This is a genomic window from Burkholderia sp. 22313, assembly GCF_052045245.1.
Classification (GTDB): Bacteria; Pseudomonadota; Gammaproteobacteria; order Burkholderiales; family Burkholderiaceae; genus Burkholderia.
Map to the genome: position 1 here is coordinate 82,457 of NZ_JBQEON010000004.1, position 26,061 is coordinate 108,517.

Annotated in this window: 28 protein-coding genes and 1 tRNA gene; 12 read left to right on the plus strand and 17 right to left on the minus strand. The window is 66.4% G+C overall.

Going from position 1 to position 26,061, the window contains the following annotated elements:
• Positions 1-2 precede the first annotated feature (2 nt).
• The 3 genes from ACTJKF_RS05205 (at position 3) to ACTJKF_RS05215 (ending at position 1,670) form a co-directional block, all read left to right on the plus strand.
• Positions 3-1,160 carry an ABC transporter substrate-binding protein gene (locus ACTJKF_RS05205; RefSeq protein ID WP_440622502.1) on the plus strand — a complete coding sequence of 386 codons (1,158 nt, stop codon included), beginning with the start codon at positions 3-5 and terminating at the stop codon, positions 1,158-1,160.
• A gap of 95 nt (positions 1,161-1,255) precedes the next feature.
• Positions 1,256-1,340: transfer RNA gene (locus ACTJKF_RS05210), tRNA-Leu, on the plus strand.
• Between the two features lie 168 nt (positions 1,341-1,508).
• Positions 1,509-1,670 (plus strand): hypothetical protein, encoded by a 162-nt coding sequence (locus ACTJKF_RS05215; RefSeq protein WP_440622503.1) that lies wholly within the window; start codon positions 1,509-1,511, stop codon positions 1,668-1,670.
• Positions 1,671-1,808: 138 nt separating this feature from the next.
• Here the strand turns inward: ACTJKF_RS05215 and ACTJKF_RS05220 are convergent, their stop codons facing one another.
• The 4 genes from ACTJKF_RS05220 to ACTJKF_RS05235 form a co-directional block, all read right to left on the minus strand.
• Positions 1,809-2,738 carry a LysR family transcriptional regulator gene (locus tag ACTJKF_RS05220; RefSeq protein WP_440622504.1) on the minus strand — a complete coding sequence of 310 codons (930 nt, stop codon included), beginning with the start codon at positions 2,736-2,738 and terminating at the stop codon, positions 1,809-1,811.
• A 206-nt stretch (positions 2,739-2,944) separates the two neighbouring features.
• Positions 2,945-3,718 carry an SDR family oxidoreductase gene (locus ACTJKF_RS05225; RefSeq protein WP_440622506.1) on the minus strand — a complete coding sequence of 258 codons (774 nt, stop codon included), beginning with the start codon at positions 3,716-3,718 and terminating at the stop codon, positions 2,945-2,947.
• Between the two features lie 199 nt (positions 3,719-3,917).
• Positions 3,918-4,418 carry a DinB family protein gene (locus ACTJKF_RS05230; RefSeq protein WP_440622507.1) on the minus strand — a complete coding sequence of 167 codons (501 nt, stop codon included), beginning with the start codon at positions 4,416-4,418 and terminating at the stop codon, positions 3,918-3,920.
• Positions 4,419-4,492: 74 nt separating this feature from the next.
• Positions 4,493-4,870 (minus strand): copper resistance CopC family protein, encoded by a 378-nt coding sequence (locus tag ACTJKF_RS05235; protein WP_440622508.1) that lies wholly within the window; start codon positions 4,868-4,870, stop codon positions 4,493-4,495.
• 120 nt (positions 4,871-4,990) lie between these two features.
• On the opposite strand from ACTJKF_RS05235, the gene ACTJKF_RS05240 reads away from it, so the two are divergent.
• Both ACTJKF_RS05240 and ACTJKF_RS05245 read left to right on the plus strand, forming a co-directional pair.
• Complete coding sequence (locus ACTJKF_RS05240; RefSeq protein ID WP_440622509.1) at positions 4,991-5,707, plus strand: pseudouridine synthase; 717 nt, start codon at positions 4,991-4,993, stop codon at positions 5,705-5,707.
• A 105-nt stretch (positions 5,708-5,812) separates the two neighbouring features.
• Positions 5,813-6,001, plus strand: a complete 189-nt coding sequence (locus ACTJKF_RS05245) for a hypothetical protein (protein ID WP_440622510.1) — start codon at positions 5,813-5,815, stop codon at positions 5,999-6,001.
• Here the strand turns inward: ACTJKF_RS05245 and ACTJKF_RS05250 are convergent.
• Positions 5,984-7,021, minus strand: a complete 1,038-nt coding sequence (locus tag ACTJKF_RS05250) for an NAD-dependent epimerase/dehydratase family protein (RefSeq protein WP_440622511.1) — start codon at positions 7,019-7,021, stop codon at positions 5,984-5,986. The genes ACTJKF_RS05245 and ACTJKF_RS05250 overlap by 18 nt on opposite strands.
• A 106-nt stretch (positions 7,022-7,127) precedes the next feature.
• On the opposite strand from ACTJKF_RS05250, the gene ACTJKF_RS05255 reads away from it, so the two are divergent.
• From ACTJKF_RS05255 to ACTJKF_RS05265, 3 genes are all read left to right on the plus strand, one after another.
• Complete coding sequence (locus tag ACTJKF_RS05255) at positions 7,128-8,159, plus strand: CDP-6-deoxy-delta-3,4-glucoseen reductase (RefSeq protein WP_440622512.1); 1,032 nt, start codon at positions 7,128-7,130, stop codon at positions 8,157-8,159.
• Positions 8,160-8,453: 294 nt separating this feature from the next.
• Positions 8,454-9,638: an acetylornithine transaminase gene (locus ACTJKF_RS05260; protein WP_440622513.1), complete on the plus strand. Its 1,185-nt coding sequence runs from the start codon at positions 8,454-8,456 to the stop codon at positions 9,636-9,638.
• Positions 9,639-9,651: 13 nt separating this feature from the next.
• A complete protein-coding gene (locus ACTJKF_RS05265) occupies positions 9,652-10,107 on the plus strand; it encodes a GNAT family acetyltransferase (RefSeq protein ID WP_440622514.1) in 456 nt (151 codons plus the stop codon).
• 21 nt (positions 10,108-10,128) lie between these two features.
• Here ACTJKF_RS05265 and ACTJKF_RS05270 read toward each other — a convergent pair whose 3' ends face one another.
• The 8 genes from ACTJKF_RS05270 to ACTJKF_RS05305 all read right to left on the minus strand — a co-directional run bounded on the left by ACTJKF_RS05270 (position 10,129) and on the right by ACTJKF_RS05305 (position 17,513).
• Positions 10,129-10,800, minus strand: coding sequence for a DUF2278 family protein (locus tag ACTJKF_RS05270; RefSeq protein ID WP_440622515.1), 672 nt, complete (start codon positions 10,798-10,800; stop codon positions 10,129-10,131).
• Positions 10,801-11,098: 298 nt separating this feature from the next.
• Positions 11,099-11,815, minus strand: a complete 717-nt coding sequence (locus ACTJKF_RS05275; RefSeq protein WP_124827341.1) for an ABC transporter ATP-binding protein — start codon at positions 11,813-11,815, stop codon at positions 11,099-11,101.
• Positions 11,815-12,591, minus strand: coding sequence for an ABC transporter ATP-binding protein (locus ACTJKF_RS05280; RefSeq protein WP_440622516.1), 777 nt, complete (start codon positions 12,589-12,591; stop codon positions 11,815-11,817). Before ACTJKF_RS05280 ends, ACTJKF_RS05275 begins: the two co-directional genes overlap by 1 nt.
• Positions 12,592-12,615: 24 nt before the next feature.
• The gene (locus tag ACTJKF_RS05285) at positions 12,616-13,785 is read right to left on the minus strand and encodes an ABC transporter permease subunit (RefSeq protein ID WP_440622517.1); all 1,170 of its coding nucleotides are present in this window, start codon (positions 13,783-13,785) and stop codon (positions 12,616-12,618) included.
• Positions 13,786-13,803: 18 nt separating this feature from the next.
• Positions 13,804-14,754, minus strand: a complete 951-nt coding sequence (locus tag ACTJKF_RS05290; RefSeq protein ID WP_440622518.1) for a branched-chain amino acid ABC transporter permease — start codon at positions 14,752-14,754, stop codon at positions 13,804-13,806.
• A 211-nt stretch (positions 14,755-14,965) separates the two neighbouring features.
• Complete coding sequence (locus tag ACTJKF_RS05295; RefSeq protein ID WP_440622639.1) at positions 14,966-15,805, minus strand: branched-chain amino acid ABC transporter; 840 nt, start codon at positions 15,803-15,805, stop codon at positions 14,966-14,968.
• Between the two features lie 269 nt (positions 15,806-16,074).
• A complete protein-coding gene (ispH, locus tag ACTJKF_RS05300) occupies positions 16,075-17,055 on the minus strand; it encodes a 4-hydroxy-3-methylbut-2-enyl diphosphate reductase (RefSeq protein ID WP_006488968.1) in 981 nt (326 codons plus the stop codon).
• A 2-nt stretch (positions 17,056-17,057) separates the two neighbouring features.
• Positions 17,058-17,513 (minus strand): FKBP-type peptidyl-prolyl cis-trans isomerase, encoded by a 456-nt coding sequence (locus ACTJKF_RS05305; RefSeq protein ID WP_440622640.1) that lies wholly within the window; start codon positions 17,511-17,513, stop codon positions 17,058-17,060.
• A gap of 135 nt (positions 17,514-17,648) precedes the next feature.
• On the opposite strand from ACTJKF_RS05305, the gene radC reads away from it, so the two are divergent.
• From radC to nadB, 4 genes are all read left to right on the plus strand, one after another.
• Positions 17,649-18,425 carry a RadC family protein gene (radC, locus tag ACTJKF_RS05310; protein WP_440622519.1) on the plus strand — a complete coding sequence of 259 codons (777 nt, stop codon included), beginning with the start codon at positions 17,649-17,651 and terminating at the stop codon, positions 18,423-18,425.
• 239 nt (positions 18,426-18,664) lie between these two features.
• Positions 18,665-18,898, plus strand: a complete 234-nt coding sequence (gene rpmB, locus ACTJKF_RS05315) for a 50S ribosomal protein L28 (RefSeq protein WP_004186391.1) — start codon at positions 18,665-18,667, stop codon at positions 18,896-18,898.
• A 17-nt stretch (positions 18,899-18,915) separates the two neighbouring features.
• The gene (rpmG, locus tag ACTJKF_RS05320; protein WP_006478046.1) at positions 18,916-19,083 is read left to right on the plus strand and encodes a 50S ribosomal protein L33; all 168 of its coding nucleotides are present in this window, start codon (positions 18,916-18,918) and stop codon (positions 19,081-19,083) included.
• A gap of 158 nt (positions 19,084-19,241) precedes the next feature.
• Entirely contained in the window at positions 19,242-20,828 is a 1,587-nt protein-coding gene (gene nadB / locus ACTJKF_RS05325) for an L-aspartate oxidase (RefSeq protein WP_440622520.1), read from the plus strand.
• Between the two features lie 96 nt (positions 20,829-20,924).
• Here nadB and nadC read toward each other — a convergent pair whose 3' ends face one another.
• The 4 genes from nadC to ACTJKF_RS05345 all read right to left on the minus strand — a co-directional run bounded on the left by nadC (position 20,925) and on the right by ACTJKF_RS05345 (position 26,053).
• Entirely contained in the window at positions 20,925-21,806 is an 882-nt protein-coding gene (gene nadC, locus ACTJKF_RS05330; RefSeq protein WP_440622521.1) for a carboxylating nicotinate-nucleotide diphosphorylase, read from the minus strand.
• Positions 21,803-22,939, minus strand: coding sequence for a quinolinate synthase NadA (gene nadA / locus ACTJKF_RS05335; RefSeq protein ID WP_440622522.1), 1,137 nt, complete (start codon positions 22,937-22,939; stop codon positions 21,803-21,805). The genes nadC and nadA overlap by 4 nt, the downstream gene beginning before the upstream one ends.
• Before the next feature lie 309 nt (positions 22,940-23,248).
• Positions 23,249-24,445, minus strand: a complete 1,197-nt coding sequence (locus ACTJKF_RS05340; protein ID WP_440622523.1) for a DesA family fatty acid desaturase — start codon at positions 24,443-24,445, stop codon at positions 23,249-23,251.
• 225 nt (positions 24,446-24,670) lie between these two features.
• A complete protein-coding gene (locus ACTJKF_RS05345; RefSeq protein ID WP_440622524.1) occupies positions 24,671-26,053 on the minus strand; it encodes a mechanosensitive ion channel family protein in 1,383 nt (460 codons plus the stop codon).
• Positions 26,054-26,061: the final 8 nt, after the last annotated feature.

Genomic DNA, 26,061 nt, shown 5'->3' on the forward strand with positions numbered 1-26,061 from the left:
GCATGACGCTTCCCGCCCTGATGCGCCGCGCCGCCGGCGCCGCCCTCGTGCTCGCCTGCACGGCCGCGCATGCCGACCTGAAGGTCGGCGTCGACCTGTCGTCGACCGGCCCGGCCGCCGTGATCGGCATCACCAGCAAGAACGCGATCCTGATGTGGCCGAAGACGATCGCCGGGCAGCCGGTGCAGGTGACGGTGCTCGACGACGCATCCGACCCGGGAACCGCCGTGCGCAACATCCGCAAGCTCGTCGACGAGGATCACGTCGACGTCGTGGTCGGGCCGAACATCACCCCGGCCGCGCTCGCGGCGCTCGACGCGGTAGCGGCCGCCCAAACGCCGATGATCACGCTGGTCGGCTCCGGCGCGATCGTCGAGCCGCAGGAAGGCGCGCGGACCTGGGCGTTCAAGATGGCACAGAGCGACAGCGCGATGGCCGACGTGATGACGCGCTACATGGCCAACCACGGCGTGAAGACGGTCGGCTTCATCGGCTTCGCGGACAGCTACGGCGACAGTTGGCTGAACGAGTTCACGCGTTTCGCGGAAGTGCGCAAGATCCGCGTGATCGCGACCGAGCGCTTCAACCGCACCGACGCGAGCGTGACCGGCCAGGCGCTGAAGCTGATCGCGGCGAAGCCCGACGCGATCCTGATCGCCGGCTCGGGCACGCCTGCCGTGCTGCCGCAGCGCACGCTGATCGAGCGCGGCTACAAGGGCGCGATCTACCAGACGCACGGGATCGCGACGCCGGAATTCATCAAGCTCGGCGGCAAGGACGTCGACGGGACGCTGTTCCCGACCCAGCCGGTCGTCGTCGCGCGCACGCTGCCCGCCGACCATCCGGCCCGCAAGGCCGCGCTCGCGTTCGTCGATGCGTACGAAGCGAAATACGGCGCCGGCACCGTCACGCAGTTCGCGGGCGACGCAGCGGGCGTGTACCCGCGCCTCGCGGACGCGGCCGGCCGCGCGCTGAAAGCCGCGCAGCCCGGCACGCCGGCCTTCCGCGCGGCGCTGCGCCGCGAACTCGAACGCGCGCACGAGCTCGTCGTGCCGAACGGCGTCGTCAATACCAGCGACAAGGACCACGTGGGGCTCGATCAGCGCGCGAGCGTGATGGGGATCGTGAAGCACGGCCAGTTCGTCTATCTGAGCCAGTAACACGCGGCCGGTCGCCGGGTGGCTTGCCCGGTGCCCCGTTTTCCGCCATAATCCGCGTTTCGCCGCGCACCATCGCATGCGCGGCCAGGATCAAGGCCCAGGTGGTGAAATTGGTAGACGCAGGGGACTCAAAATCCCCCGCCGCAAGGCGTGCCGGTTCGATTCCGGCCCTGGGCACCAGTATTTCGCAGCGTCGCATGCGCTGCACTGTCGAAACCCGCGCAAGCTCGCCGCTTCGCGGGTTTTTTGTTGTTGCGTCGTGCTTTTTGCCGCCGGCAAGGCGGCACCGCAACGCGCGCCCTGTCCCGGCGGTCCAAGCAACAGGAAACGCCAGCGCGGAGGCCGCCCATGCCCCTCATTTCAAGCCCGATCTGCCGCGGCGTGCTCGCCGTCCTGCTGTCGATCATGCTGGGCGGATGCGATCTGCTGCGCGAGCCGCCCGTGCCCGACAGGCCGGGGCCGCATGCACCCTACCCGTTCCCGGACGACGTTCCGCACCGCACCGAATGACCGGTTCGACCGACCTCGCGCCAGGATGCGCGCCGCGCCTTCAACCTGGCTCGCAGAACCGCATGATCGCGTCCGCACCCGGCGCCCGGCGCCTCGCGCTGCGGAAAGTGTCCGACGCCGTGCAGCACGGCGCCGCTGTCAGTCGCCGCGCCCGCTCGTGCCCGTATCGTTCAGCGCGGCCGCCATCAACTCCCCGAACCACTCGACGAACGCGTTGAGCCGTCTCGACCGGTGCCGGCGATGCGGATACACGGCCGACACGTCCATCGGCGCGGCCCGATGGCCGGGCATCACCTCGACCAGCGCACCGCTGTCGAGCAGATGCACGACGTCGAAGCGCGGAATCTGGATCAGCCCCATCCCGGCAACGCAGCTCGCAATATAGGTTTCTGCGTTGTTGACGATCACACGGCTCGGCAGCGCGAGCGTGTGCTGCCCGCCGTCCGCACCATATTCCCAGCCGAGCTCGCGCCCGGTCGTCGGCGACGCATAGCCGATCGCCCAGTGCCCGTGCGCGAGTGCGTCCGGATGCTCGGGCACGCCGCATTCGCGCAGGTAGTCGGGGCTCGCGCAGTTGATCAGCGCGAACTGCCCGAGCGGCCGCACGACGAGGCTGCTGTCCGCGAGGCGCCCGACGCGGATCGCGCAGTCGACGCCTTCCTGCACGAGGTCGATCGAGCGGTCGGTCGAGCCGAGCGACAGCTGCAGCTTCGGGTAGCGGCGAAACAGCGACGGCAGCGCGGGCGCGATCATGCGGCGCGCGATCCGGCTCGGCGCGTCGACGTTCAGCCGCCCGATCACGTCGCGATCGCGACGCCGGAACAGCCGGTCGAGCTCGTCGGCTTCCGCGAGCAGGCGCCGGCCGCGCTCGAGCAGCAGCGCGCCGTCGGCGGTCAGCTGGACCTGCCGCGTCGTGCGGTGCAACAGGCGCGTGCCGAGCGCCGTCTCGAGCTGCTGGACGGCAGCCGACACGGTCGCGCGCGGCACGTCGAGCGCATGCGCGGCCTTGATGAAGCTGCCCATCTCGGCAACCTGAAGGAAGATTCTGACCTGGTCCAGCTTGTCCATCGGCAGGCGTAAAACGGGGGTTCGGGCGACCGTCGCCGGCACGCGCCGCGCGTCGCGGCCGATTGCACCACGTCGCGCCGGCACGGAAGAAACGCTCGCGCGGCCGGGTGCCCGCGCGAGCGTCCATTGTCCACGCAAACAGTCCATTGCGGTGCGCCGCGCGCACGCGACGACCGCCCCGGCACGGCGCGTGACCGGGTCGCGCGTTACTTGGTGGTATAGCCGCCGTTGATCAGGATCGTCTGGCCGGTGATCCACCAGCCGTCGGTCACCAGATGGCGGATGAACGGCACGACGTCCTCGATGTCGGTCAGGCCCGTCTTGCTGAACGGCGACAGTGCCGCGGCCGTCTTGTGATAGGCGACCGCATCGGCGCCTTCGGCCGGGTAGAAGAACGGCGTATCCATCGGACCGGGCCCGACTGCCGTCACCGAGATGCCGCGCGCGCCGTATTCCTTCGATGCGGCACGCGTGAAGTGCTCGACCGGTGCCTTCGACCCTTCGTACGCCGCATAGAACGGCGTGAACGCGCCGAGCAGCGACGTCACGAGCGTGACGAGCTTGCCGTGATCCTCGAGGTGCCGCCCCGCTTCCTTGATGAAGAAGAACGCCGACTTGCTGTTGACCGCGAACATCTCGTCGTACTCGGCCTCGGAGATGTCGGTGAACGGCTTCTTCAGCACCTTGCCGACCGTGTTGATCGCGATGTCGATCTTGCCGAAGTGCTGCTTCGCGTCGTCGAACAGCTTCTCGACCGCGGCAGCCGTCGTCAGGTCGGCCTGGAACGTCGCGGCTTGCGCGCCGGCCGCGCGCACGGCGGCGGCCGTCTCTTCGGCCTGCGCTTGCGACGCCGCGCTGTTGTAGTGAATCGCCACCGCCTTCGCGCCGTGGCTGGCCAGGTCCCGGGCGATCAGGCCGCCGAGATTCTTGGCGCCGCCTGCGATCAGGACGACCTTGTCTGCGAGCGTGTGAGTGGCCACGGTTGACTCCTTTTTGCGGTGAATGAAGCTAGGAGTGTAGGCACGCACGGCGCGCAGGTCAGCCGGGTGCGGCTGGATGGATTATCCAGAAATGCGATCCAATCAGATGGCCTGAACGGTGGGCGCCCCCACCGACAACGACGTCGAAATCCGCTCGCGGGCGACACACCACGCGGCACGGCCGCAGGACCGCGCGCAATCAGCGTGCGTACAGCACCGCGTCGATCTTGCCGAGCAGCCACTGCATGCCGGCCAGATGCTGCTGGTCGTGGCTGCACAGGTAATGAACGAGGCCGCGCACGGTCAGCGCGCCGTAGCCGTCGAACTCGCCGGTGCGCGCGAGCTGCTCTGGCGTGAGGCTTGCCACGAGGTCGAGCGTCACGCGCCGTGCGTCGCGAATCGCCGCGAGCGCGTCGGACGCGTAAGCCGCGTCGTAGCGGCGCTCGAGCGCGAGCGCGTCGCCGTCGACCGACACGAGCAGCGGGTGATCTTCGTCGAGCATCCGCCGCAGCCGCACATGGTAACCGTCGATCTCGATGTCGCGCACGTGGCAGAGCTGCCCGAGCGGCGAGAAATGCTCGCTCGGCATCCCGCTCCAGTCGTCGGGCTTCCAGCGTGCATAGCCGTCCGGCACGGCGGCGAAATGGGCTTCGAGCTGGCGGGGAAAATCGGCGAGTGCGTCGAGCGTCGTCGGATTCATGCGGCAAACTCCGTGTCGGATCAAGGTGCCGGCAGCCCCGGCACGAGCCTGCCGCCGCCGTTACCTGCTGTGTTTTACTTCACGCTGAAGCCGTACGCCCCTTGCGTGCGATGTCCGTCGGTCGCGACGGCCACCCATTTCACCGTATAGTAGGCGCCCGCGCCGAGCGCGGTCAGCGGCACCGTCATGCGCTTGCGGTTCGCGGCGTCGATCTTCGCATGGCCGTCGGACACCGTCTTGCCGGCGCCGTCGACGACGACGAGCGAGCTGAACGCGGCCTCCAGCGGCTCGGTGAAATCGATCGTGACAGCGGCCGGCGCGGCGGCCAGCGCCGCGTTCGCGGCCGGATCGCTGTTCGCGACGTGCGCATGCGCGAACGCGGCCGACGAAACCGTGGCGGCCAGCACGATGGCGGCGGCCTTGCGGCCGAACAGGAGCGGATCGAATGGCATGGACGTTCCGTGACGATTGAACGAGCGCCGCGTCGCGCGCGGTGCTGCGGCTTCGGCAGCTTACCAGCGCGGGCGGGTTCGTGCCGGTACCGGCCCGCCGCTTGATAGAATGCGCGCGCTATGGATCTCGAAAGCATTCTCTACACGCAGGGCTTCGGCTCGCGCCGCCAGTGCCGCGGCCTGATCGAAACGGGCCGCGTCACCGTCGCGGGCGCGAGCACGACCGACCCCGACGCGTCGTTCGATACCGGCGGCCTCGTGTTCACGGTCGACGACACCGCGTGGCCGTTCCACGCCCGCGCGTATCTCGCGCTCAACAAGCCGGCCGGCTACGAGTGTTCGCGCGAGCCGCAACACCACGCGAGCGTGTTCAGCCTGCTGCCCGCGCCGCTCGTCGCGCGCGGCGTGCAGTGCGTCGGCCGCCTGGACCAGGACACGACGGGCCTCCTGCTGCTGTCCGACGACGGCCAGTTCGTGCACGCGTACACGTCGCCGAAGCGCAAGGTACCGAAGACCTACGTCGCGACCGTGCGCCACCCGCTCGACGACACCCAGCTGGATACGCTACGCGCCGGCGTGCAGCTTCACGGCGAGCCGAAGCCGATCGCGGCGGTCGCCGCCGATGCGCGCGGCACGCACGCGCTCGCGCTGACCGTCCTCGAAGGCAAATATCATCAGGTGAAACGCATGGTCGCGGCCGCCAGCAACCGCGTCGAGGCGCTGCACCGCGAAAGCATCGGCGGCTTCACGCTGCCGGACGACCTGGCGCCGGGCGAGTGGAGATGGCTCGGGGAAGGCGACCTTGCAACCCTGCGCCATCCCGTCAAAACCCTGTAAGGGAAAATCCGCACGACCGTTCGGTGCCGGGCCGCATCGCGGCCCCATGTTCCCCCGCTATACTGAAATCACAAGCTGCACGAGCAGCGATGCAGGGGGGACATCATGAACATCGACCATTCGTTCGAACTGTCGTACGTGACGATCGCGTTCGCGGTCGTGGGCGTCATCGTGATCGGCGCGCTGCTGGCCACGATGCACATGAAGCACAAATATCATCCGAATCTGATCGGCGCGCTGATCGGCGCACTGCTGTGCTTCCTGCTGATCGAGGCGTTACCCGCGTTGACCTGACGCGCCGCCCGGCGCGAGCGTTTGAAGGAATTCGTCTACGGTCGGATAGCGCAACGTCACGCACAATTCGGCCTTGAGCCGTGCATTGGACAGGCGCCGCGACTCGCGCATGAACGACAGGAGCGTCGGCTCGAGCCGATGCTCGGCGTCTGCCCGGCTGATGCGCGGCGGCGGCGGCAGGCCGAACACCTGCGCGACCCGGTCGAAATACTCTCCCATCCGCAGTTCGCTGTCGTCCGACGCGTGCACGGCGCGCGCCGGCTTGCCGCGCATCGCTGCGCGCCGCAGGATCGCCGCGAGGTCGTCCGCATGGATGTGGTTCGTGTAGACGTCGTCGGCCGCGTCGAGCGCCGGCGTGCCGCGCTCGAGCCGCGCGAGCGGCAGCCGGTTCGCCGCATAGATGCCAGGAATGCGCACGATGCGCGCGGACAGCACGCCGCGCACCGTCGCCGCCCGCAACTGACGCTCGGCCGACACGCGCCGGAACGCACGCGGATTCGCGGGTCGCAGCGGCTGCGTTTCGTCGATTCGCGCCCCGCCGCAATCGCCGTATACGCCCGTCGTACTGGCGTAGACGAGCGTCGGCGCGCGAAGGGCGTCGGGTACAATACGCGCTGCCCGAGCCGGCGCGCCGGCCTGTCGGGTCGCGGCGCGCAGCGAGCGCAGCCGGCCGACCGACGCCACCGGCGGTGCGGCCGGTCGCCTTGCAGGCACGGACAATGCGGCGATCAGCGCACGCGTGCGGCGATCGTCGCGGCCGTCGGATTGCGGCGGCGCGAGATGCAGGATCGTACGCGCGAGCCCCGCGATTCGTCCGAGCGTCGCCCGGCGATCGAGGTTGCCGACGATCGGCGTCGCGCCTGCCGCGCGCAGTTCGTCGCAGCGGCCCGGATGGCTCGTCAGCGCGACGATGCGCAGGTTGCGGCGCGCGGCGCGCCATTGCGCAACGCAGCGCAGGCCGACGTCGCCGCAGCCGACGATCAGGGCGCGCGGCCGGCGCAGGATTCGAGTCGCGATCATGTTGGTTGCGAAGTCAGTAGCCACCGTTGCGCGGCGCGCAACGGGTTTGCATTGTAGCTGCCGTGCGTGAGATGCACGGTCCCCACATTTTGTTCTATTTGGTTCTATGGCATTCAACGTTACTCTCAAGCAAAGCGGCCGGCAGTTCCAGGTCGAATCGGACGAAACCGTGCTGGCAGCCGCGCTGCGCCAGAACGTCCATCTGCCGTACGGATGCAAGAACGGCGCGTGCGGCTCCTGCAAGGGCCAGATCGTGTCGGGCCAGATCGAACAGGGCCCGCATGCCGCGTCGGCACTGTCCAACGATGAACGCACGCGCGGCCTCGCGCTGCTGTGCTGCTCGAAGGCGCAATGCGACCTCGAGATCGACGTGCGCGAAATCGCCGGCGTCGACGGCGTGCAAGTGAAGAAGCTGCCGTGCCGGATCGCGACACTCGAACGCAAGGCCGACGACGTGATGGTCGTGAAGCTGCAGTTGCCCGCCAACGAACGCCTGCAATACCTCGCCGGCCAGTACGTCGAGTTCATCCTGAAGGACGGCTCGCGCCGCAGCTACTCGATGGCGAATGCGCCGCACGAGGAAGGCCCGATCGAGCTGCACATTCGCCACATGCCGGGCGGCAAGTTCACCGACCATGTGTTCGGTGCGATGAAGGAGCGCGACATCCTGCGTTTCGAAGGCCCGCTCGGCACGTTCTTCCTGCGCGAGGATTCCGACAAGCCGATCGTGCTGCTCGCATCGGGCACGGGCTTCGCGCCGATCAAGGCGATCATCGAGCACGTGAAGCATTCGGGCATCACGCGTCCGATGACGCTCTACTGGGGCGCGCGCCGCAAGAAGGACATCTACCTCGGCGAGCTCGCCGAGCAGTGGGCGCGCGAGATCCCGAACTTCAAGTACGTGCCGGTGCTGTCCGAGCCGGACGGCGCCGATCAGTGGACCGGCCGCACCGGCTTCGTCCACCGCGCGGTGATCGAGGATCTGCCCGATCTGTCGGGCCACCAGGTGTACGCATGCGGCGCGCCGGTGATGGTCGAATCCGCGCAGCGCGACTTCACGCAGCACCACGCGCTGCCGGCCGACGAGTTCTACGCGGACTCGTTCACGAGCGCCGCCGATCTCGCGCATCCGGTCTGAGCACCGGGCGCGCCCGCGTCCCCCGCTGCGCGCCGCCGTGTCACATCCGTGGCATCGCGGCGGTTTACAGTGGGGCGCGGGATGCCTTATGCTTGCGCACATGAACCGCTTCCTGTCCGCTCTCCGACGTCGCCGCTCGCCGCTCCGCCCGGATGCCGCCGGCTCGTCACGGACTCGCGCGTAACCCTCCTCCGCTTCACCGGTTACGCACAAGCTGTTCGACCCACCAGCCACGGCCTTCCGTGGCTTTTTTATTGCCCGTTTCCCTTTCAACGCCCGCTGGAGTCTGCTGCCATGCCCCTGAACGATTACCCGATCGACTCGCTGATGTACATCACGAACCGCCCCGACATCGTGTTTACGCACGGCAAGGGTTCGTGGCTCTACGATCACACGGGCAAGCGCTATCTGGACTTCATCCAGGGCTGGGCCGTCAACAGCCTTGGCCACTGCAACGACGGCATCGTCGAAGCGCTGAAGACGCAGGCCGAGAAGCTGCTGAACCCGTCGCCCGCGTTCTACAACGAACCGATGGCAAAGCTCGCGGGCCTGCTCACGCAGCACAGCGTGTTCGACAAGGTGTTCTTCACGAACAGCGGCGCCGAAGCGAACGAAGGCGCGATCAAGCTCGCGCGCAAGTGGGGCCGCAAGTTCAAGAACGGCGCATACGAGATCATCACGTTCGACCACAGCTTCCACGGCCGCACGCTCGCCACGATGTCGGCCAGCGGCAAGCCGGGCTGGGACACGATCTACGCGCCGCAGGTGCCGGGCTTCCCGAAGGCCGAGCTGAACGACATCAACTCGGTCGAGAAGCTGATCACCGACAAGACCGTCGCGGTGATGCTCGAGCCGATCCAGGGCGAAGGCGGCGTGATTCCGGCAACGCGTGAATTCATGCAGGCGCTGCGCGCGCTGACGAAGCAGCACAATCTGCTGCTGATCGTCGACGAAGTGCAAAGCGGTTGCGGCCGCGCGGGCACGCTGTTCGCGTACGAGCTGTCCGGCATCGAGCCGGACGTCATGACGCTCGCGAAAGGCATCGGCGGCGGCGCACCGCTCGGCGCGCTGCTGTCGAAGGCCGACGTCGCGGTGTTCGAGGCCGGCGACCAGGGCGGCACGTACAACGGCAACCCGCTGATGACGGCGGCCGGCTATTCGGTGATCTCGCAACTCGTCGCACCCGGCTTCCTCGAAGGCGTGCGTGCGCGCAGCGAGTATCTGAAGCGCAAGCTGCTCGAACTGTCGGAGGAGCGCGGCTTCGAGGGCGAACGCGGCGAAGGCCTGCTGCGCGCGCTGCTGCTCGGCAAGGACATCGGCCCGCAGATCGTCGAGAAGGCGCGCGACATGCAGCCCGACGGCCTGCTGCTGAATGCGGCGCGCCCGAACCTGCTGCGCTTCATGCCCGCGCTGAACGTGACGACCGAGGAAATCGACCAGATGATGGCGATGCTGCGGTCGATTCTCGACACGCTGTAAGGAGACCGCCGCGATGGATGCCACCGCCGATGCTGTCGCGATCCGCCCGTTCGAACGCGCCGACACCGATGCCGTGCTGGCCGTCTGGCGCGACGCGTTCCCGCAGTACGACGAAGCCGGCGCGCCGCCGCACCGCGATCCGCTGCGATCGATCGAGCTGAAGCTCGCGACGCAGCCGGAGCTGTTCTTCGTCGCGACCTGCGACGCGCGGGTGGTCGGCACGCTGATGGCGGGTTTCGACGGACATCGCGGCTGGCTCTACTCGTTCGGCGTGTCGAACGATGCGCGGCGGCTCGGCATCGGCCGCGCGCTGATCGCGCATGCGGAACGCGCGCTCGCCGCGCGCGGCTGCCTGAAGATCAATCTGCAGGTACTGCCTGGCAACGACGATGCGTGCCGCTTCTACTCGGCGCTCGGCTATCGCGTCGAGGAACGCATCTCGTTCGGCAAGACCCTGCCGGCCACCTGACGCCGCCGGCAGCCGCCGCCCTCAGCGCGTGATCGGCCCCGCACCCGGCAGCGGATTGCCGAGCGCGTCGGTCGGCACGGCCTGCTGCTCGAACGCGGCGAAATACGCGGCCCATTGCGTGTCGTTCACGCGCACGATCAGCGCACCGTCCTGCCACACGTCGTTGTGATCGTTGTGGTCGTCGCCCACGCGATGCAGGTAGTTCGAGCCCGTCGAACCCTGGTTCATGTGGGTGTCGTGAATGCCGTTGCCTTGCCGATACGTGCGGCCGAACACGACGACGTCGAGCCCCTGCGACTGCGCGGCATTGACGAGCCGCAGCAGCGACGGGATCGGCTCCGCGTTCTCGGTGCCGTCCATGACCGCGCTCGCGCGCCACGCACCCGTCTCGTTCAGGATGTCGCTGCGCAGATAGTCGAGTGCCGGCAGTGCCGTTTGCCCGGTCAGATCCGTATAGCCTTCGGCCGCGGCCGCGAGCGCCGCCGTGACCGGATGATGGAAATCGTAGACGAGCTTGTAGTTCAGCAGGTCGTCCGCGTCGTTGGTGCCGACGTTGATCGCGACGTCCCAGTCGCCGGTCGGCAACGCGAGCGTCAGGTGGATGTGATACTGGATTTCGCGGCCGTGCGGCGAGCCCTTCAGCTGCGCCACCGACGTCACCTTCGCCTTCACGAAACCGTAGTCCAGACTCATGCGTGCTCTCCGTGTCCCGATGGATCGACCATGCTACGCAGCCCGCGTGTCGGTTTGCGGTCGGCCGGTTGCGGTCGGCCGGATGCGGACGGCCGGTTGCGGACGCCTTCACGCTACGGCATCTCGCACCGCATGATCGGCGTCACGGTCGAATGAATGGAGTCGGATCCGCACGCACAGTTCGCTGCCGCGCGCGCCGCACGAAAAAAAAAGCTGCCACGGCATCCCGTGACAGCCTTTCGAAAGCCCTTGCGCGGCACGCCGGCATCCGCCGTCGCGCCGCACCGGGCCCGCTCATTCACTCGCCCAGATACGCGGCACGCACCTTCGGATCGTCGAGCATCTGCTTCGCGTCGCCTTCCATCGTGACCGTGCCGGAATCCATCACGTAACCGCGGTCGGCGGCCTGCAGCGCGAGACGCGCGTTCTGCTCGACCAGCAGCACCGTGATGCCCTCCTTCGAGATCTCGCGCACCACTTCGAAGATCTTCTCGACCATGATCGGCGACAGCCCCATCGACGGCTCGTCGAGCAGCAGCAGCTTCGGCTTGGAGAGAATCGCGCGCGACATCGCCAGCATCTGCTGCTCCCCGCCCGACAGCGTGCCCGCGAGCTGCGTCGCACGCTCCTTCAGGCGCGGGAAGAAGCCGAACATCCGGTCGACGTCCTTCTTGATCTGCTCGTTGTCGTTGCGCAGGTACGCGCCCATCTGCATGTTCTCGATGATCGACATCCGCGCGAAGATCCCGCGGCCTTCCGGCACCATCGCGAGGCCGCGCTTGAGCAGCTCGTGCGACGGCACGCCCTTGATCGACTTGCCGTCGTACTCGATGTCGCCCGCCGAGTACGCCTTCAGACCCGTGATCGCCTTCATCGTCGTGGTCTTGCCGGCACCGTTCGCGCCGATCAGCGTGACGAGCTCGCCCTGGCGGACTTCCATGTCAACGCCCTTGACGGCCTGGATGCCGCCGTAGTTGACCTGCAAGCCCTTGATTTTCAACATTGCCGCTGCCATCAGTGCACCCCTGCGCCGAGATATGCCTCAATCACCTTCGGATTCTTCTGCACGTCCTGCGGCAGACCCTCGGCGATCACCTTGCCGTAATCGAGCACCGTCATCCGGTTGCACAGACCCATCACGAGCTTCACGTCGTGCTCGATCAGCAGGATCGTGCGGCCGTCCGAGCGGATCTTGTCGAGCAGGCGCGTGAGTTCGACCTTCTCGGTCGCGTTCATCCCGGCCGCCGGCTCGTCGAGCGCGAGCAGCTTCGGGTCGGTTGCCAGTGCGCGCGCGATTTCCAGGCGGCGCTGGTGGCCGTACGACAGGTTGCGCGACGTGTAGTCCGCATACTGCAGCACGCCGACGTAGTCGAGCAGCTCGATCGCGCGTTCCTTGATCTCGCGCTCTTCCTGGCGTTCGGCCGGCGTCTGGAACACCGCGCCGAGCAAGCCGTGCTTGGTGCGCACGTGGCGGCCCACCATCACGTTTTCCAGCGCGGTCATCCCGCCGAACAGGCGGATGTTCTGGAACGTGCGCGCGATGCCGGCCTTCGCAACCTGGTGCACGGCCGTCGGCGTGTAGTTCGTGCCGTCCAGCTTGAAGTCGCCGGAGTCCGGCGTGTAGAGGCCCGTGATCACGTTGAAGAACGTGGTCTTGCCGGCGCCGTTCGGGCCGATCAGGCCGTAGATCTCGCCTTCGCGGATCTGCAGGCCGACGTCAGACAGTGCCTGCAGGCCGCCGAAGCGTTTGTTCACGCCCTGCACGGACAGTCGGATTTGCTTGTCGCTCATATGTGTATCCCCTGTGTCCGTAGGTTAGGCGCGCACCGGCTTCTTGCTGGCGCGCTTCGCCAGTTTCGCGATCTTGTCCTCATGCTTCGCCGCCGGCCACAAGCCTTCCGAGCGGTACAGCATGATGACCACCATCGCGAGGCCGTACAGCGCCTGACGGATCACTTCCGTATCGACGATGTCATGACCGAACAGCGCATGCTGCAGCGGGCTCATCGTCGAGCGCAGGAATTCCGGGAAGATCGCGAGCAGCACCGCACCCAGGATCACGCCCGGGATGTGGCCCATGCCGCCGAGCACCACGCAGGCCAGCACGACGATCGATTCCCAGAACGTGAACGATTCCGGCGACACGAAGCCCTGGAACGATCCGAACATCGCGCCCGACAGGCCGCCGAACGACGCGCCCATCGCGAATGCGAGCAGCTTCACGTTGCGGGTGTTGATGCCCATCGCCTTCGCCGCGATCTCGTCTTCGCGGATCGCCGCCCATGCACGGCCGATACGCGAGTGCTGCAGGCGCGTACACACCCAGATCACCAGCAGCGAGCACAGCACGAACAGGTAGTAGTACATGTAGACCGACGGCAGCTGGATCCCGAACAGCGAGTGCGTCTGCGCGAGGCTGAAGTCGCCGATGTGCACCGGATCGATGCCCGTGATCCCCTTCGGGCCGTTGGTGATGTTCACCGGACGGTCGAGGTTGTTCATGAAGATCCGGACGATTTCACCGAAGCCGAGCGTCACGATCGCCAGGTAGTCGCCGCGCAGGCGTAGCGTCGGCGCGCCGAGCAGGATCCCGAAGGTCGCCGCCAGCGCCATCGCGATCGGCACGATGACGAAGAACGGGAAGTGCAATCCGTTCGGCGCGAGCGCCGCGATCCACTCGAATTGCGAGCTCAGGTGCGGCGAGCTCAGCAAAGCCGCCGTGTATGCGCCCACCGCGTAGAACGCGATATAGCCGAGGTCGAGCAGGCCGGCGAAGCCGACCACGACGTTCAGGCCGAGTGCGAGCATCACGTACAGCATCGCGAAGTCGAGCACGCGGACCCAGTAGTTGCCGCCGGCCGAGCCGATGATGATCGGCGCCGCGATCACGAAGGCCGCGGTCAGGATGCCGATGATGACGGTCTTGGTCGTGTTGCGCTCTTCGACGAGCGACGTCGAGGATTCGATCGGTTGAATGGATGTCATGTTGTTTGCTCCCTTCCGTTACGCGCGGTCCGCGACACGTTCGCCCAGCAGGCCCGACGGACGGAACACCAGCACGATGATCAGCACGATGAAGGCGAACACGTCCTGGTAGTTACTGCCGAATACGCCACCCGTGAGGTTGCCGATGTAACCCGCGCCGAGTTGCTCGATCAGGCCGAGCAGCACGCCGCCGACCATCGCGCCGCCGAGGTTGCCGATCCCGCCGAGCACCGCCGCCGTGAATGCCTTCATGCCGGGGATGAAGCCCATGTAGAAGTGCACGTTGCCGTACTCGGACGCGATCATCACGCCGGCCAGCGCGGCCAGCGCGGAACCGATCATGAACGTCGCCGAGATCACGAAGTTCGGGTTCACGCCCATCAGGCTCGCGGTGTTCGGGCTTTCGGCGATCGCACGCATCGCGCGGCCGAGCTTCGTCTTGTGGACGAGCAGCAAGAGGCCGGCCATCACGAGGAACGCCACCGCGATGATCACGATTTCAGTGACCGAGATCACGGCGCCGGGCGTCGTGTCGGTCGCCTTGATCACGTTGATCGGATCGGTCGGCAGCAATTGCGGGAACGGCAGCGGGTTGCGCGACCAGATGATCATCGCGGCCGTCTGCAGCAGGATCGACACGCCGATCGCGGTGATCAGCGGGGCGAGGCGCGGCGCGCGGCGCAGCGGCCGGTACGCGACGCGCTCGATCGCGAAGCCGACGAACGCACAGACGACCGCCGCAATGCCAAGGCCGATCGTCAGCGTCGCGACGTTGCCGAGTCCGGGGAAGTGATTCTGCAGCACGGTGATCGCCGACAGGGCGACCATCGCACCGATCATCAGCACGTCGCCGTGCGCGAAGTTGATGATGCCGAGAATGCCGTACACCATCGTGTAGCCCAACGCGATGATGGCGTACACACTGCCGAGCACCAGCCCGTTGAGGATCTGCTGGACGAAAATATCCATTTAAAGCTCCTTGGCCCATGCTGCCGGAGGACGTTGCGCCCCGCGGGTAAGCGAGGAATCGCGCCTTCTCGGCGACACTGCGGGTACTAGTCGATACCGGTAAGGGTGGATCGTCCCGGCGCGCGCCGCCCGGCCTGTACGGCCGGACCTGCCGCCGGAGCGGATACAAAAACGGCACCGCACTGTTCCGGTGCCATCATGAGTCCCGTCGCTAAATCGTCACGACATCGAGGACGGTGGTCTTGGCCTCCTTGAAGTCGTAGGGCAGCGTGCCGAAACGGCCGGCTTCCGGGGTTCCGGAATCCATGCCTTTTTCCGTCCGGGCCGGGGCGAACCCCGCGTCCGGACAGATCAGGTTCCGCACCGCGTCGCCCGCGGGCTCGACCACCTTGGCGGCGCACATGCCATTGTCGCCAAGGGTTTGCGCTCCGATGCCGGACGCCGTCGCCTGCGTGGCAAGCGGGACGTCCGCCGCCGCCCGCGCGACGCCGGAGCCGGCATCGCGAAGGTGGCACCCGACTTTCGTCAGGACTGCGTCGGAATTCGTGAATCGAAGCACACCGCCCACCGCGACGCGATGGGTCGCGGCGACACGCTGCTTCGTCGAATCGAAATGAAAGGGGATCAGTGACATCTGCACGTTGCCTGCGTTGCCCCGAAACCCGGGCGTCCGTGGTTCCACGCGCCCTGCTGCTGCCGCATCGCGATCGGCGGCTCGTTGCAGGGCAACCTGCGTGCCCGTCGCCCGGTCGATCGCCACGCCGCCGGCGAGCGCTGCCCGCCGTGCCGCCTGCATGCCGATCGTCGAGCGCTGCGCGTTGAATTCCTCGATCGCCAAACGTGCCCCGTTATCCTTGTCTCTGTCCGATTGCGCAATGCGGCACACCGACGGCGCCGCACGACCGGTTCCGGCGGCGCGCACGTCGCTGGCCGCCGGTACTGCGCGTGGCGCAGCCTCCCTGCCCGCCCCGTCGTCGCTCTTTTTGCTGCATCCGGCAACCATTGCAACCGGTGCGGCGACGGACTTGGCGTAAGCCAACTTCACATGCATCGAATAGGTCTCCCGCGCCTTGCCAAAACCCGGTTTCAAAGCCATTCCGCCTTGAAAACGGGCGCATTGTAACTCCATTTATAGGACGCCAATAATCCTGATTCGATGGGGTTTTCCTGCATTGCAACCAATTTTGAGAGACGGTTAAGCGCGGACATAGCAACCTGGTTGCACCATTAATGTGATTAATGGTTGCGATCGCATTTTCGCAGCGCAAAAAAAACGCGCCGGGAGGCGCGCTTCGGGGTACCGCAGGTGCAATGCGGCAATCAGGCGGCGGGCGGCAGATTCAGCCCGCGCGGCAGCGGAAACGACACGTTTTCCTCGATGCCGTCGAGTGCACGCACATTGCGCACGCCGAGCTCGCGCAACCGCGCGATCACGGCCTGGGCGAGCACCTCCGGTGCCGATGCGCCGGCCGTCACGCCGATGCGGCGCTTGCCCGCGACCCATGCCGGATCGATCTGGTCGGGTGCGTCGACCATGTACGCGGCCACGCCGCGCTTCTCGGCCACTTCGCGCAGGCGACTCGAATTCGAGCTGTTCGGGCTGCCGACGACGATCACGACGTCGCACTGCGGCGCCATGAACTTCACCGCATCCTGGCGGTTCTGCGTCGCGTAGCAGATGTCCTGCTTCTTCGGCTCGCGAATCTTCGGATACTTCGCCTTCAGCGCGCCGATGATCTCGGCCGCGTCGTCGACGGACAGCGTCGTCTGCGTGACGAGCGCGATGCGCTCGGGATCGGCAAGCTCGAGCTTCTGCACGTCCTCGACGCTTTCGACGAGATGCATGCCGCGCTCGACCTGCCCCATCGTGCCTTCGACTTCCGGATGGCCCTTGTGGCCGATCATCACGATGTCGACGCCGTCCTGGCGCATCTTCGCGACTTCGACGTGCACCTTGGTGACGAGCGGACAGGTTGCGTCGTAAATACGCAACCCGCGTACGTCCGCCTCGTCGCGCACGGCCTTCGACACGCCATGCGCGCTGAAGATCACGGTGTTGCCGGCCGGCACTTCCTCGAGTTCCTCGACGAAAATCGCGCCTTTCTTCTTCAGATCCTCGACCACGTACTTGTTGTGGACGATCTCGTGACGGACGTAGATCGGCGCACCGTGCATCGCGATCGCGCGCTCGACGATCTCGATCGCACGGTCGACCCCCGCGCAGAAGCCGCGCGGTTGGGCCAGCAGGATTTCGGCATCGGCGGCGACAGTCTGCCCGGACAAGGTATCGGTGGTGCTCATGATTACAGGATTCCGATGATTTTCACTTCGAACGTGAGCGCTTGGCCCGCGAGCGGATGATTGAAGTCGAACAGCGCCGAGGTTTCGCTGACTTCCTTCAGCACCCCTGCGTAGCGGCCGCCGTCCGGCGCGTTGAACTCGATCAGTTCGCCCGGCGTGAAATCGTCGCCGACCATCCCGTTCTCGCGCAGCGTCGACAGCGTCACGCGCTGGAGCATGTCGGGATTGCGGGGACCGAACCCTTGCTCGGGCGTTAGCTGAAAAGTCGAATGGTCGCCGATCCGAAGCCCGAGCAGAATCTGTTCCAGCGAGGGTGCCAGTTGCCCCGCGCCGAGCAGCAGCGTGGCGGGCTTGTCGGAGAAGGTGTTGACGATGTCGGCGCCGTCGGCCAGTGCAAGCCGGTAATGCAGCGTGACATGGGAACCGGGCTTCACTTCGGATAGATCGATGAGGCTCATGGATAACTCGTGTTCGTCGGCGCCCGAACTGGCCGAAAGGCCCGGCGCAAAGCCAATATTGTAAGTCACCTGAGCGCGCAAGGCTGAAAGTGCGGCGACGCCGCGCGCATACGCGCCGCCAATGGAGTTTCAATCATGCCGTCATCCTGCCTCGCCGCCCCGGCGACCGAATGTCGCGACACCGCGGACACCCCGGCCGCCCAGGCCCGCCTGCGAGCCGCCAGCCGGCCGCACAAGCAGCGCCCGAGAAACTGGAAACCGCATCTGCCGCGCGAGCGGTTGCTGGAACGCGGGCCGGCCGCACTGACCGACGCGGAACTGATCGCGCTGCTGCTCGGCACCGGCGGCGGCGGCCTCGACGTGTTCGACAGCGCCCGCGCGCTGCTCGCACGGTTCGGCCACTCGCTGCGCGACATGCTCGACGCGGAGCCCGGCGTATTTGCCACGCATCCCGGCATCGGCGCCGCGCGCTCGGCGGTGCTGATCGCCGTGACCGAGATTGCGCGGCGCGCGCTGATCGAGAAAGCACGCGAACGGATGCCGATCGACTCGCCGGGCGCGGTGGAGGACTATCTGCGGCTCAGGATCGGCATGCGTCCGTACGAGGTGTTCGTCACGCTGTACCTGGACGCCCGCCACGGCCTCATCGACGTGGAGGAAAGCGCACGCGGCTCGCTCACCCGGATGGCGGTCTACCCGCGCGAGATCGTGCGGCGCGCGCTCACGCTGAATGCCGCGTCGGTGATCGTCGCGCACAATCACCCGTCGGGCGCGGTGCAGCCGAGCGCGGAAGACCGCCGGCTCACGCGGGTGCTGCGCGAAGCGCTCGCGCTCGTCGATGCAAAGCTGCTCGACCACGTCGTCGTCGGCACCGCCGATACATTTTCGTTCGCGCGCGCCGGATGGCTGTAGACTGTGGCCCGGCGACCTCGCCCCGAGGGCGCCGCAACGACGAAGCGAAATTAGGTTTGATTTTTCTGAACTTTTTCTGCTAGAATCGTCGTCTGTCTTTTTTCCAACCAGTTCTAGCCATCGAAGGGCCTTGTCTGTATGGGCTTCGGCGTTCTGAGTGCAGCCATGGATCACGTGGCGGTGCGATGGAACCTTCATCGGCGATCGAACCCCGAATTTAGCGTATTAGGAGTGCTCTCATGGCACGCGTATGCCAAGTAACTGGGAAAGCGCCGATGAGCGGCAACAACGTTTCCCACGCAAACAACAAGACGAAGCGCCGCTTCCTCCCGAACCTGCAAAACCGCCGGTTCTGGGTTGAGAGCGAAAACCGCTGGGTGCGCCTGCGCGTCTCGAACGCCGGCCTGCGCCTGATCGACAAGAACGGCATCGATTCCGTGCTCGCTGACCTGCGCGCACGCGGCGAAGCCTAAGCCCAAGGAGCACAATCATGGCAAAAGGCGCACGCGACAAGATCAAGCTCGAGTCGACCGCTGGTACGGGTCACTTCTACACGACCACGAAGAACAAGCGCAACATGCCGGAAAAGATGGCGATCAAGAAGTTCGATCCCGTCGTCCGCAAGCACGTTGAGTACAAAGAAACCAAGATCAAGTAATCTCCGGTTTCTGCCAGCCTGACGGCGACCGAAAAGCCCCGCACATGCGGGGCTTTTTGTTTTGCGCGCACGTGTGAGCCCGACGCGGTATGCTCTCCCCTTTCCGCGGCCACGGCCGACGGAACGCAAGATCAAAAGCGTAACGATGGAGATGCAGCATGAAATTCGACGTGGCGATCGTCGGCAGCGGCCTGGCAGGGCTGTCGGTCGCACTGAACCTGGCCAGCACGCGACGTGTCGCGCTGATCGCGAAACGTTCGATGATGGAGGGGGCGAGCGATAACGCGCAAGGCGGCATCGCGGCCGTCCTCGACTCGGCGGACAGCATCGAGAACCACGTCGACGACACGCTGGTCGCCGGCGGCGGGCTGTGCGACGAAGGCGCGACGCGCTACATCGTCGAACACGGCCGCGAAGCGATCGAATGGCTGATCTCGCAGGGCGTGCCGTTCACGAAGGACGATGCAGCCGAACTCGGTTTCCACCTGACGCGCGAAGGCGGCCACAGTCACCGCCGCATCATCCACGCGGCCGACGCGACCGGCCATGCGGTGCTCGCGACCTTGTCCGACCGTGCACGCCAGCATCCGAACATCACGTTCTTCGAAAACCACCATGCGATCGACCTGATCACGTCGGACCGGCTCGGCCTGCCCGGCCGCCGCTGTCACGGCCTGTATGCGCTCGACGTCGACAGCGACCGCACGATCACGATCGAGGCACCGCATACGGTGCTCGCCACCGGCGGCGCCGGCAAGGTCTACCTGTACACGACGAACCCCGACACCGCGACCGGCGACGGCATCGCGATGGCGTGGCGCGCGGGCTGCCGCGTGTCGAACATGGAATTCATCCAGTTCCACCCGACCTGCCTGTTCCATCCGTATGCGAAATCGTTCCTGATTTCGGAAGCCGTGCGCGGCGAAGGCGGCCTGCTGAAGCTGCCGGACGGCACGCGCTTCATGCCCGCGCACGATCCGCGCGCGGAACTGGCGCCGCGCGACATCGTCGCCCGCGCAATCGATTTCGAGATCAAAAAGCGCGGGATCGACTGCGTGTATCTCGACATCAGCCATCAGCCGGAAGCGTTCCTGCGCGAACACTTCCCGACGATCCACGCGCGCTGCCTCGAATTCGGCATCGACATCGCGAAGCAGCCGATTCCCGTGGTGCCGGCCGCGCACTATACGTGCGGCGGCGTCGTGACCGACCTCGCGGGGCGCACCGATCTCGCGGGCCTGTATGCGGTCGGCGAAACGTCGTACACGGGGCTGCACGGCGCGAACCGGCTGGCGAGCAACTCGCTGCTCGAATGTCTCGTGATCGGCCGCGCGGCCGCCGAGGCAATCGAAGCGGCCGGCTTCGACGCCGAAATGCCGGCGACGCTGCCCGCATGGGACGAAAGCCGCGTATCGGACGCGGACGAGGAAGTGGTCGTCGCGCACAACTGGGACGAGCTGCGCCGGCTGATGTGGAACTACGTCGGCATCGTGCGCACCGACAAGCGTCTCGAGCGCGCGAAGCACCGGTTGTCGCTGCTGCGCGACGAGATCCACGAGTACTACGCGAACTTCCGCGTGACGCGCGACCTGCTCGAACTGCGCAATCTCGTCGACGTCGCAACGCTGATCGTGAAAAGCGCGTACTCGCGCCGCGAAAGCCGCGGGCTGCACTACAGCCGCGACTGGCCGCACACGCTGCCGAAGGCGCTGCCGAGCGTGCTCACGCCCCGCTCGCGCCGCTGACCGGCCCGCCCTTCCCGGCGGCGGCTGTCGCCGCATGAAAAAAGCCGCTGGCGTTGGCGCGCCAGCGGCTTTTTCGTCAGACGGCAGGTCGTGCGGTCAGTCGACGATTCGCATCGAATAGTCGGTCGCGCGCACGTCCTTCGTCAGCGCGCCGATCGAGATCCGGTCGACGCCCGTCTCCGCGAACGTGCGCACCGTATCGAAATTGACGCCGCCCGACACTTCGAGCACGGCCTTGCCGGACGCGACGCGCACCGCTTCGCGCATCATGTCGAGGGTGAAGTTGTCGAGCAGCACCGACTGCGCGCCATGCGCGAGCGCCGTGTCGAGCTGCGCGAGCGTCTCGACTTCGACCTGCACCGGCACGCCCGACTCGAGCGCGACCGCCGCATCGAGCGCCTCGCCGACACCGCCGGCGGCCGCGATGTGGTTTTCCTTGATCAGGATGCCGTCGTACAGCGCGAGACGCTGGTTCTCGCCGCCGCCGACGCGCACCGCGTACTTCTGCGCGAGCCGCAGGCCCGGCAACGTCTTGCGTGTATCGAGGATCTTCGCGCGCGTGCCTTCGACGCGATCGACGTAACGGCGCGTCGCGCTCGCGACGCCCGACAGCAGCTGCAGGAAGTTCAGCCCGTTGCGCTCGGCCGTCAGCAGCGCGCGCGCCGGCCCTTCGAGTTCGCAGACGGTCGAATCCGGCGTCATCCGGTCGCCTTCGCGATAGCGCCACTGCACGACGATCGACGGATCGATCCGCGCGATCACGGCCTCGAACCACGGCACGCCGCACAGCACCGCCTCTTCGCGGACGATGATGCGCGCACGGCGCCGCTCGCCAGCCGGCACGAGGCGCCCGGTCTGGTCGCCGGTGCCGACGTCTTCAGCGATCGCGTCGGCGACGTTGCGCGCGATCGCTTCGTCGAATGCCGCGCCGTATTGTGCGCGGACGGCTTCGAACAGCGGAGACACTGCAGTCGTCATGCAGCCCCCACGTTCGCGAACAGTTGCTGGTCGCGCTGCAGGTCGCCGCTCGCCTGCACGCGCTTCTTGTGCGCCGCTGCGAAATCGAGCATCCGGTCGATCGGCAGACGCGCACGCACGCCGATCGCGGGATCGACGAAGATCTCGTTGTGACCGCGCTCGAGCACGTCGGCGAGGTTCGCGAGGCCGTTCATCGCCATCCACGGGCAGTGCGCGCAGCTCTTGCAGGTCGCGCTGTTGCCGGCCGTCGGCGCGGCGATGAAGGTCTTGCCGGGCGCCGCGAGCTGCATCTTGTGCAGGATGCCGAGATCGGTCGCGACGATGAAATGCGTCGCATCGAGCTTCACGGCGGCGTCGATCAGCTGCGTCGTCGAGCCGACGACGTCCGCCTGCGCGACGACGTTTTCCGGCGACTCGGGGTGTACGAGCACCTTCGCATCCGGATATTCGGCGCGCAGCAGGTCGAGCTCGATGCCCTTGAATTCGTCGTGGACGAGGCACGAGCCCTGCCACAGCAGCATGTCCGCGCCGGTTTTCTTCTGGATGTAGCTGCCGAGATGGCGATCGGGTGCCCAGATGATCTTTTCGCCGCGCGCGTGCAGGTCGGCGACGATCTCGAGACCGATCGACGACGTGACCATCCAGTCCGCGCGCGCTTTCACGGCGGCGCTGGTGTTCGCGTAGACGACGACGGTGCGGTCGGGATGCGCATCGCAGAACGCGGAGAATTCATCGACCGGGCAGCCGAGATCGAGCGAGCAGGTCGCATCGAGATCGGGCATCAGCACACGCTTGGTCGGGCTCAGGATCTTCGCGGTTTCGCCCATGAAGCGCACGCCGGCGACGACGAGCGTCTGCGCGTCGTGGTCACGGCCGAAGCGGGCCATTTCGAGCGAATCGGCAACGCAGCCGCCGGTTTCGTCGGCCAGTTCCTGCAGTTCGGCATCCACATAGTAGTGAGCGACGAGCACGGCCTTTTCACGTGCGAGCAGCGCCTTGATGCGCGCCTTCAGTGCGGCGCGTTCTTCGGCGGAAGGTGCATCGGGCACCTTGGCCCATGCTTGCCCGACGCCACAGACGGTCCCTGCCGAGACCGGCCGGTCGTACTCGACGGATTTGATCGTCGATTGCATCCCCATATCTCCTGTCGACCGGAGTTAGTGCTTTAGCACTTACTCCGGTCCCATGCTTCGCGGTCGACCGGAGTTAGCGCTTTGGCACTTACTCCGGTCCCATGCTTCGCGGTCGACCGGAGTTAGCGCTTTGGCTTTTACTCCGATCCCATCCTCTACGCTCGCCCCGGGGCGCCACGTCAGCGCCGCTGCCCCAAGCCTCATACGAATTCCTGCACTTCCGGTCGTCCTTCGAAAACCGGTCGTCCAAATAAAAAAACCCCGCCAACGCGGGGTTTGTGACGTCCTGAGATTCTAATCGATTTCGAATCAGGCGTAGCGACGCAGGCGTGTCGCGAATTCCTGCAGCGCCTTGATCCCGCTTTGTTCCGCACGATGGCACCAATCCTGCAATTGCGCGAGCAGCTGTTCGCGCGACGCGGTCGAGCGATCCCAGATCGCGGCCAGATCCTGGCGCAGCTGGAAGTACGTCTGCAGCTTCTGGCTGTTCGCGAAGATTTCCGGCAGCATCTTCTTCTGCGGCTCGTCGAGGCCGTCGGCGTCCTTGTGGAACCACTTGCGCGCACCGCGCATCAGCTGGTACTTCTCGCTCGAACCGAGTTCCTTCAGGTGCGCGAGCTCCTGGCGGTACGCACGCTTCACGGCCTTGCCGTAACGCGCCATCACTTCGTAGCGGTTCGACAGCACGGCCTGCAGCGTTTCCTGGTCGAGCACCGTCTTCGGCTTGTTCAGGCGCGGCGTCGGCGCAACCTTCTTCACCTTCGCGAGACCGAATGCCGACATGATGCGGATATACATCCAGCCGATGTCGAACTCGTACCACTTGTTCGACAGCTTCGCCGACGTCGCGAACGTATGGTGGTTGTTGTGCAGCTCTTCACCGCCGATCACGATGCCCCACGGGAACAGGTTCGTGCTCGCATCGGCCGAGTTGAAGTTGCGGTAGCCCCAGAAGTGGCCGAAACCGTTCACGACACCGGCGGCCCAGAACGGAATCCAGACCATCTGCACGGCCCACACGGTCAGGCCGATCACGCCGAACAGCGCGACGTCGATCACCATCATCATGCTGATGCCGAGAATCGGATACTTCGAGTACAGATTGCGTTCGAGCCAGTCGTTCGGCGTGCCGTGGCCAAACTTGCGCATCGTCTCTTCGTTCTTCGCTTCCGCGCGATACAGCTCGGCGCCTTCGAGGAACACCTTCCAGATGCCGCGCGTCTGCGGGCTGTGCGGATCTTCCTCGGTCTCGCACTTCGCATGGTGCTTGCGATGGATCGCCGCCCACTGACCCGTCAGCATGCCGGTCGTCATCCACAGCCACAGGCGGAAGAAGTGGCTCGCGATCGGATGCAGCTCCAGCGCGCGGTGCGCCTGGCAGCGATGCAGGTAGACCGTCACGCCGATGATCGTCACGTGCGTGACGGCCAGCGCGAACAGCGCGACCTGCCACCACGAAAAATGCAGGAGCCCGTGGGAAAGAAAATCGAGCAGGGAATTCAACAAGGCAGTTACCTGTGATGAGAGAGCGACGCCGGCTCGCGCAGGCGTCAGAAAAATGAAAGCATACCGCGAATAGACTTGAATTTTACTTCAACCGTTCCAAGTCTTTGTAAAAAATGAATATTTTCTTGTCATGACGCAACGGGGGCAGTCCACCGGCGGACCGGAAAAGCCCGTCGATCCGGTTCTGGCCGGCAGCCTTGCCCGATTCGCGCCACCGCGCCGCGCCTAGGCCGCCGATGCGTTCCCCGCGACCGGCCCGTTGCCGGCCACGGGCACGCCCTCGGCCACCTTGCCGGTCGCGGCAAACCCCTCCGGCAGGCCCACCACGCGCACTTCGCGCTGCGGGAACGGAATCGGGATCCCGTGCTCGTTGAACAGCCGCCAGATGTTGCGGTTCACGGCCGAACGCACGCCCGACGTGCCCTTCGCCGCATCCTCGATCCAGAAGCCGAGCTCGAGATCGATCCCGTCCGCGCCGAAGTTGACCAGGTACGGCGCAGGCGCAGGCTCGGCCAGCACGCGCGGCACGCCCTTCGCGGCGTCCGCCAGCACCGCGAGCGCCTGCTCGACGTCGCTCGTATAGGCGATCTGCACGGCGACCTTCGCGTAGCCGCGCGTCAGGTAAGACGACTGGTTCTGCACGACGTCGGTGATCAGCTTTTCGTTCGGGATCAGCGTCTCGTTGCCGTCGAGGCCGCGCACGACCGTATAGCGTGTGCGGATCTGCGTGACGACGCCCTGCAGCCCGCCGACGCTGATCGCGTCGCCGAGCCGCAGCGAGCGATCGAGCAGGATGATGAAGCCCGACACGTAGTTGCTGGCGATCTTCTGCAGCCCGAAACCGAGGCCGACACCCACCGCGCCGCCGAACACGCCGAGCACCGTCACGTCGATGCCGACGAGCGACAGCCCGATCAGGATCGCCGCGAACACCAGCAGCGCGCGGCCGACGCGCGACAGCACGACCTTCAGGTTCGCATCGAGCGTGGCGGCACGCGTCAGGCGCTCCTCGAGCACCGAACCGAGCCACATCGCGACCATCAGCGTCACGCATACCCACAGCGCGCCGGAAATCACCGACAGCAGCGTCAGGTGCGCATTCGCGACGCGAAACTGCACGCTGTCGAGCCAGCCGAGCACGTCGCGCTGGATCCCGAGCACGGTCAGCACCATCGCGACCCACACGACGGTCGACACGATCTTCTCGACGATCGACAGCCACGCGTGCGTGTGCCCGTCGCGCGCGAATACGCGCCGCGCAAAGAAGAACAGCACGTAGATCAGCCCGATGCCGAACAGCGGCACGAGCGCGAGCGACAGCAGCGACGTCGACATGAACGGATCGAACGCGAGCTGCGAGATCCCCACGAAGACGCCGCCGAACAGCGGAAACAACGCGCGTTTCAGGCTTTGCGCACCCGCACCGGGCGCGCGCCCGGCCGCCCGGCGACGCGCATCGATGCGGCCATGAACGAAGCGCGCGGCAACCCACGCGAAGCACAGCGCGCCGACGAGGATCGCCGCCTGCCAGATCATGACCGGCTGGTGGAAATCCCGGATCACCGATGCCAGCCGGTGCGACAGCAGGCGGCTCTGCAGATTCTCCATCGTCCGTG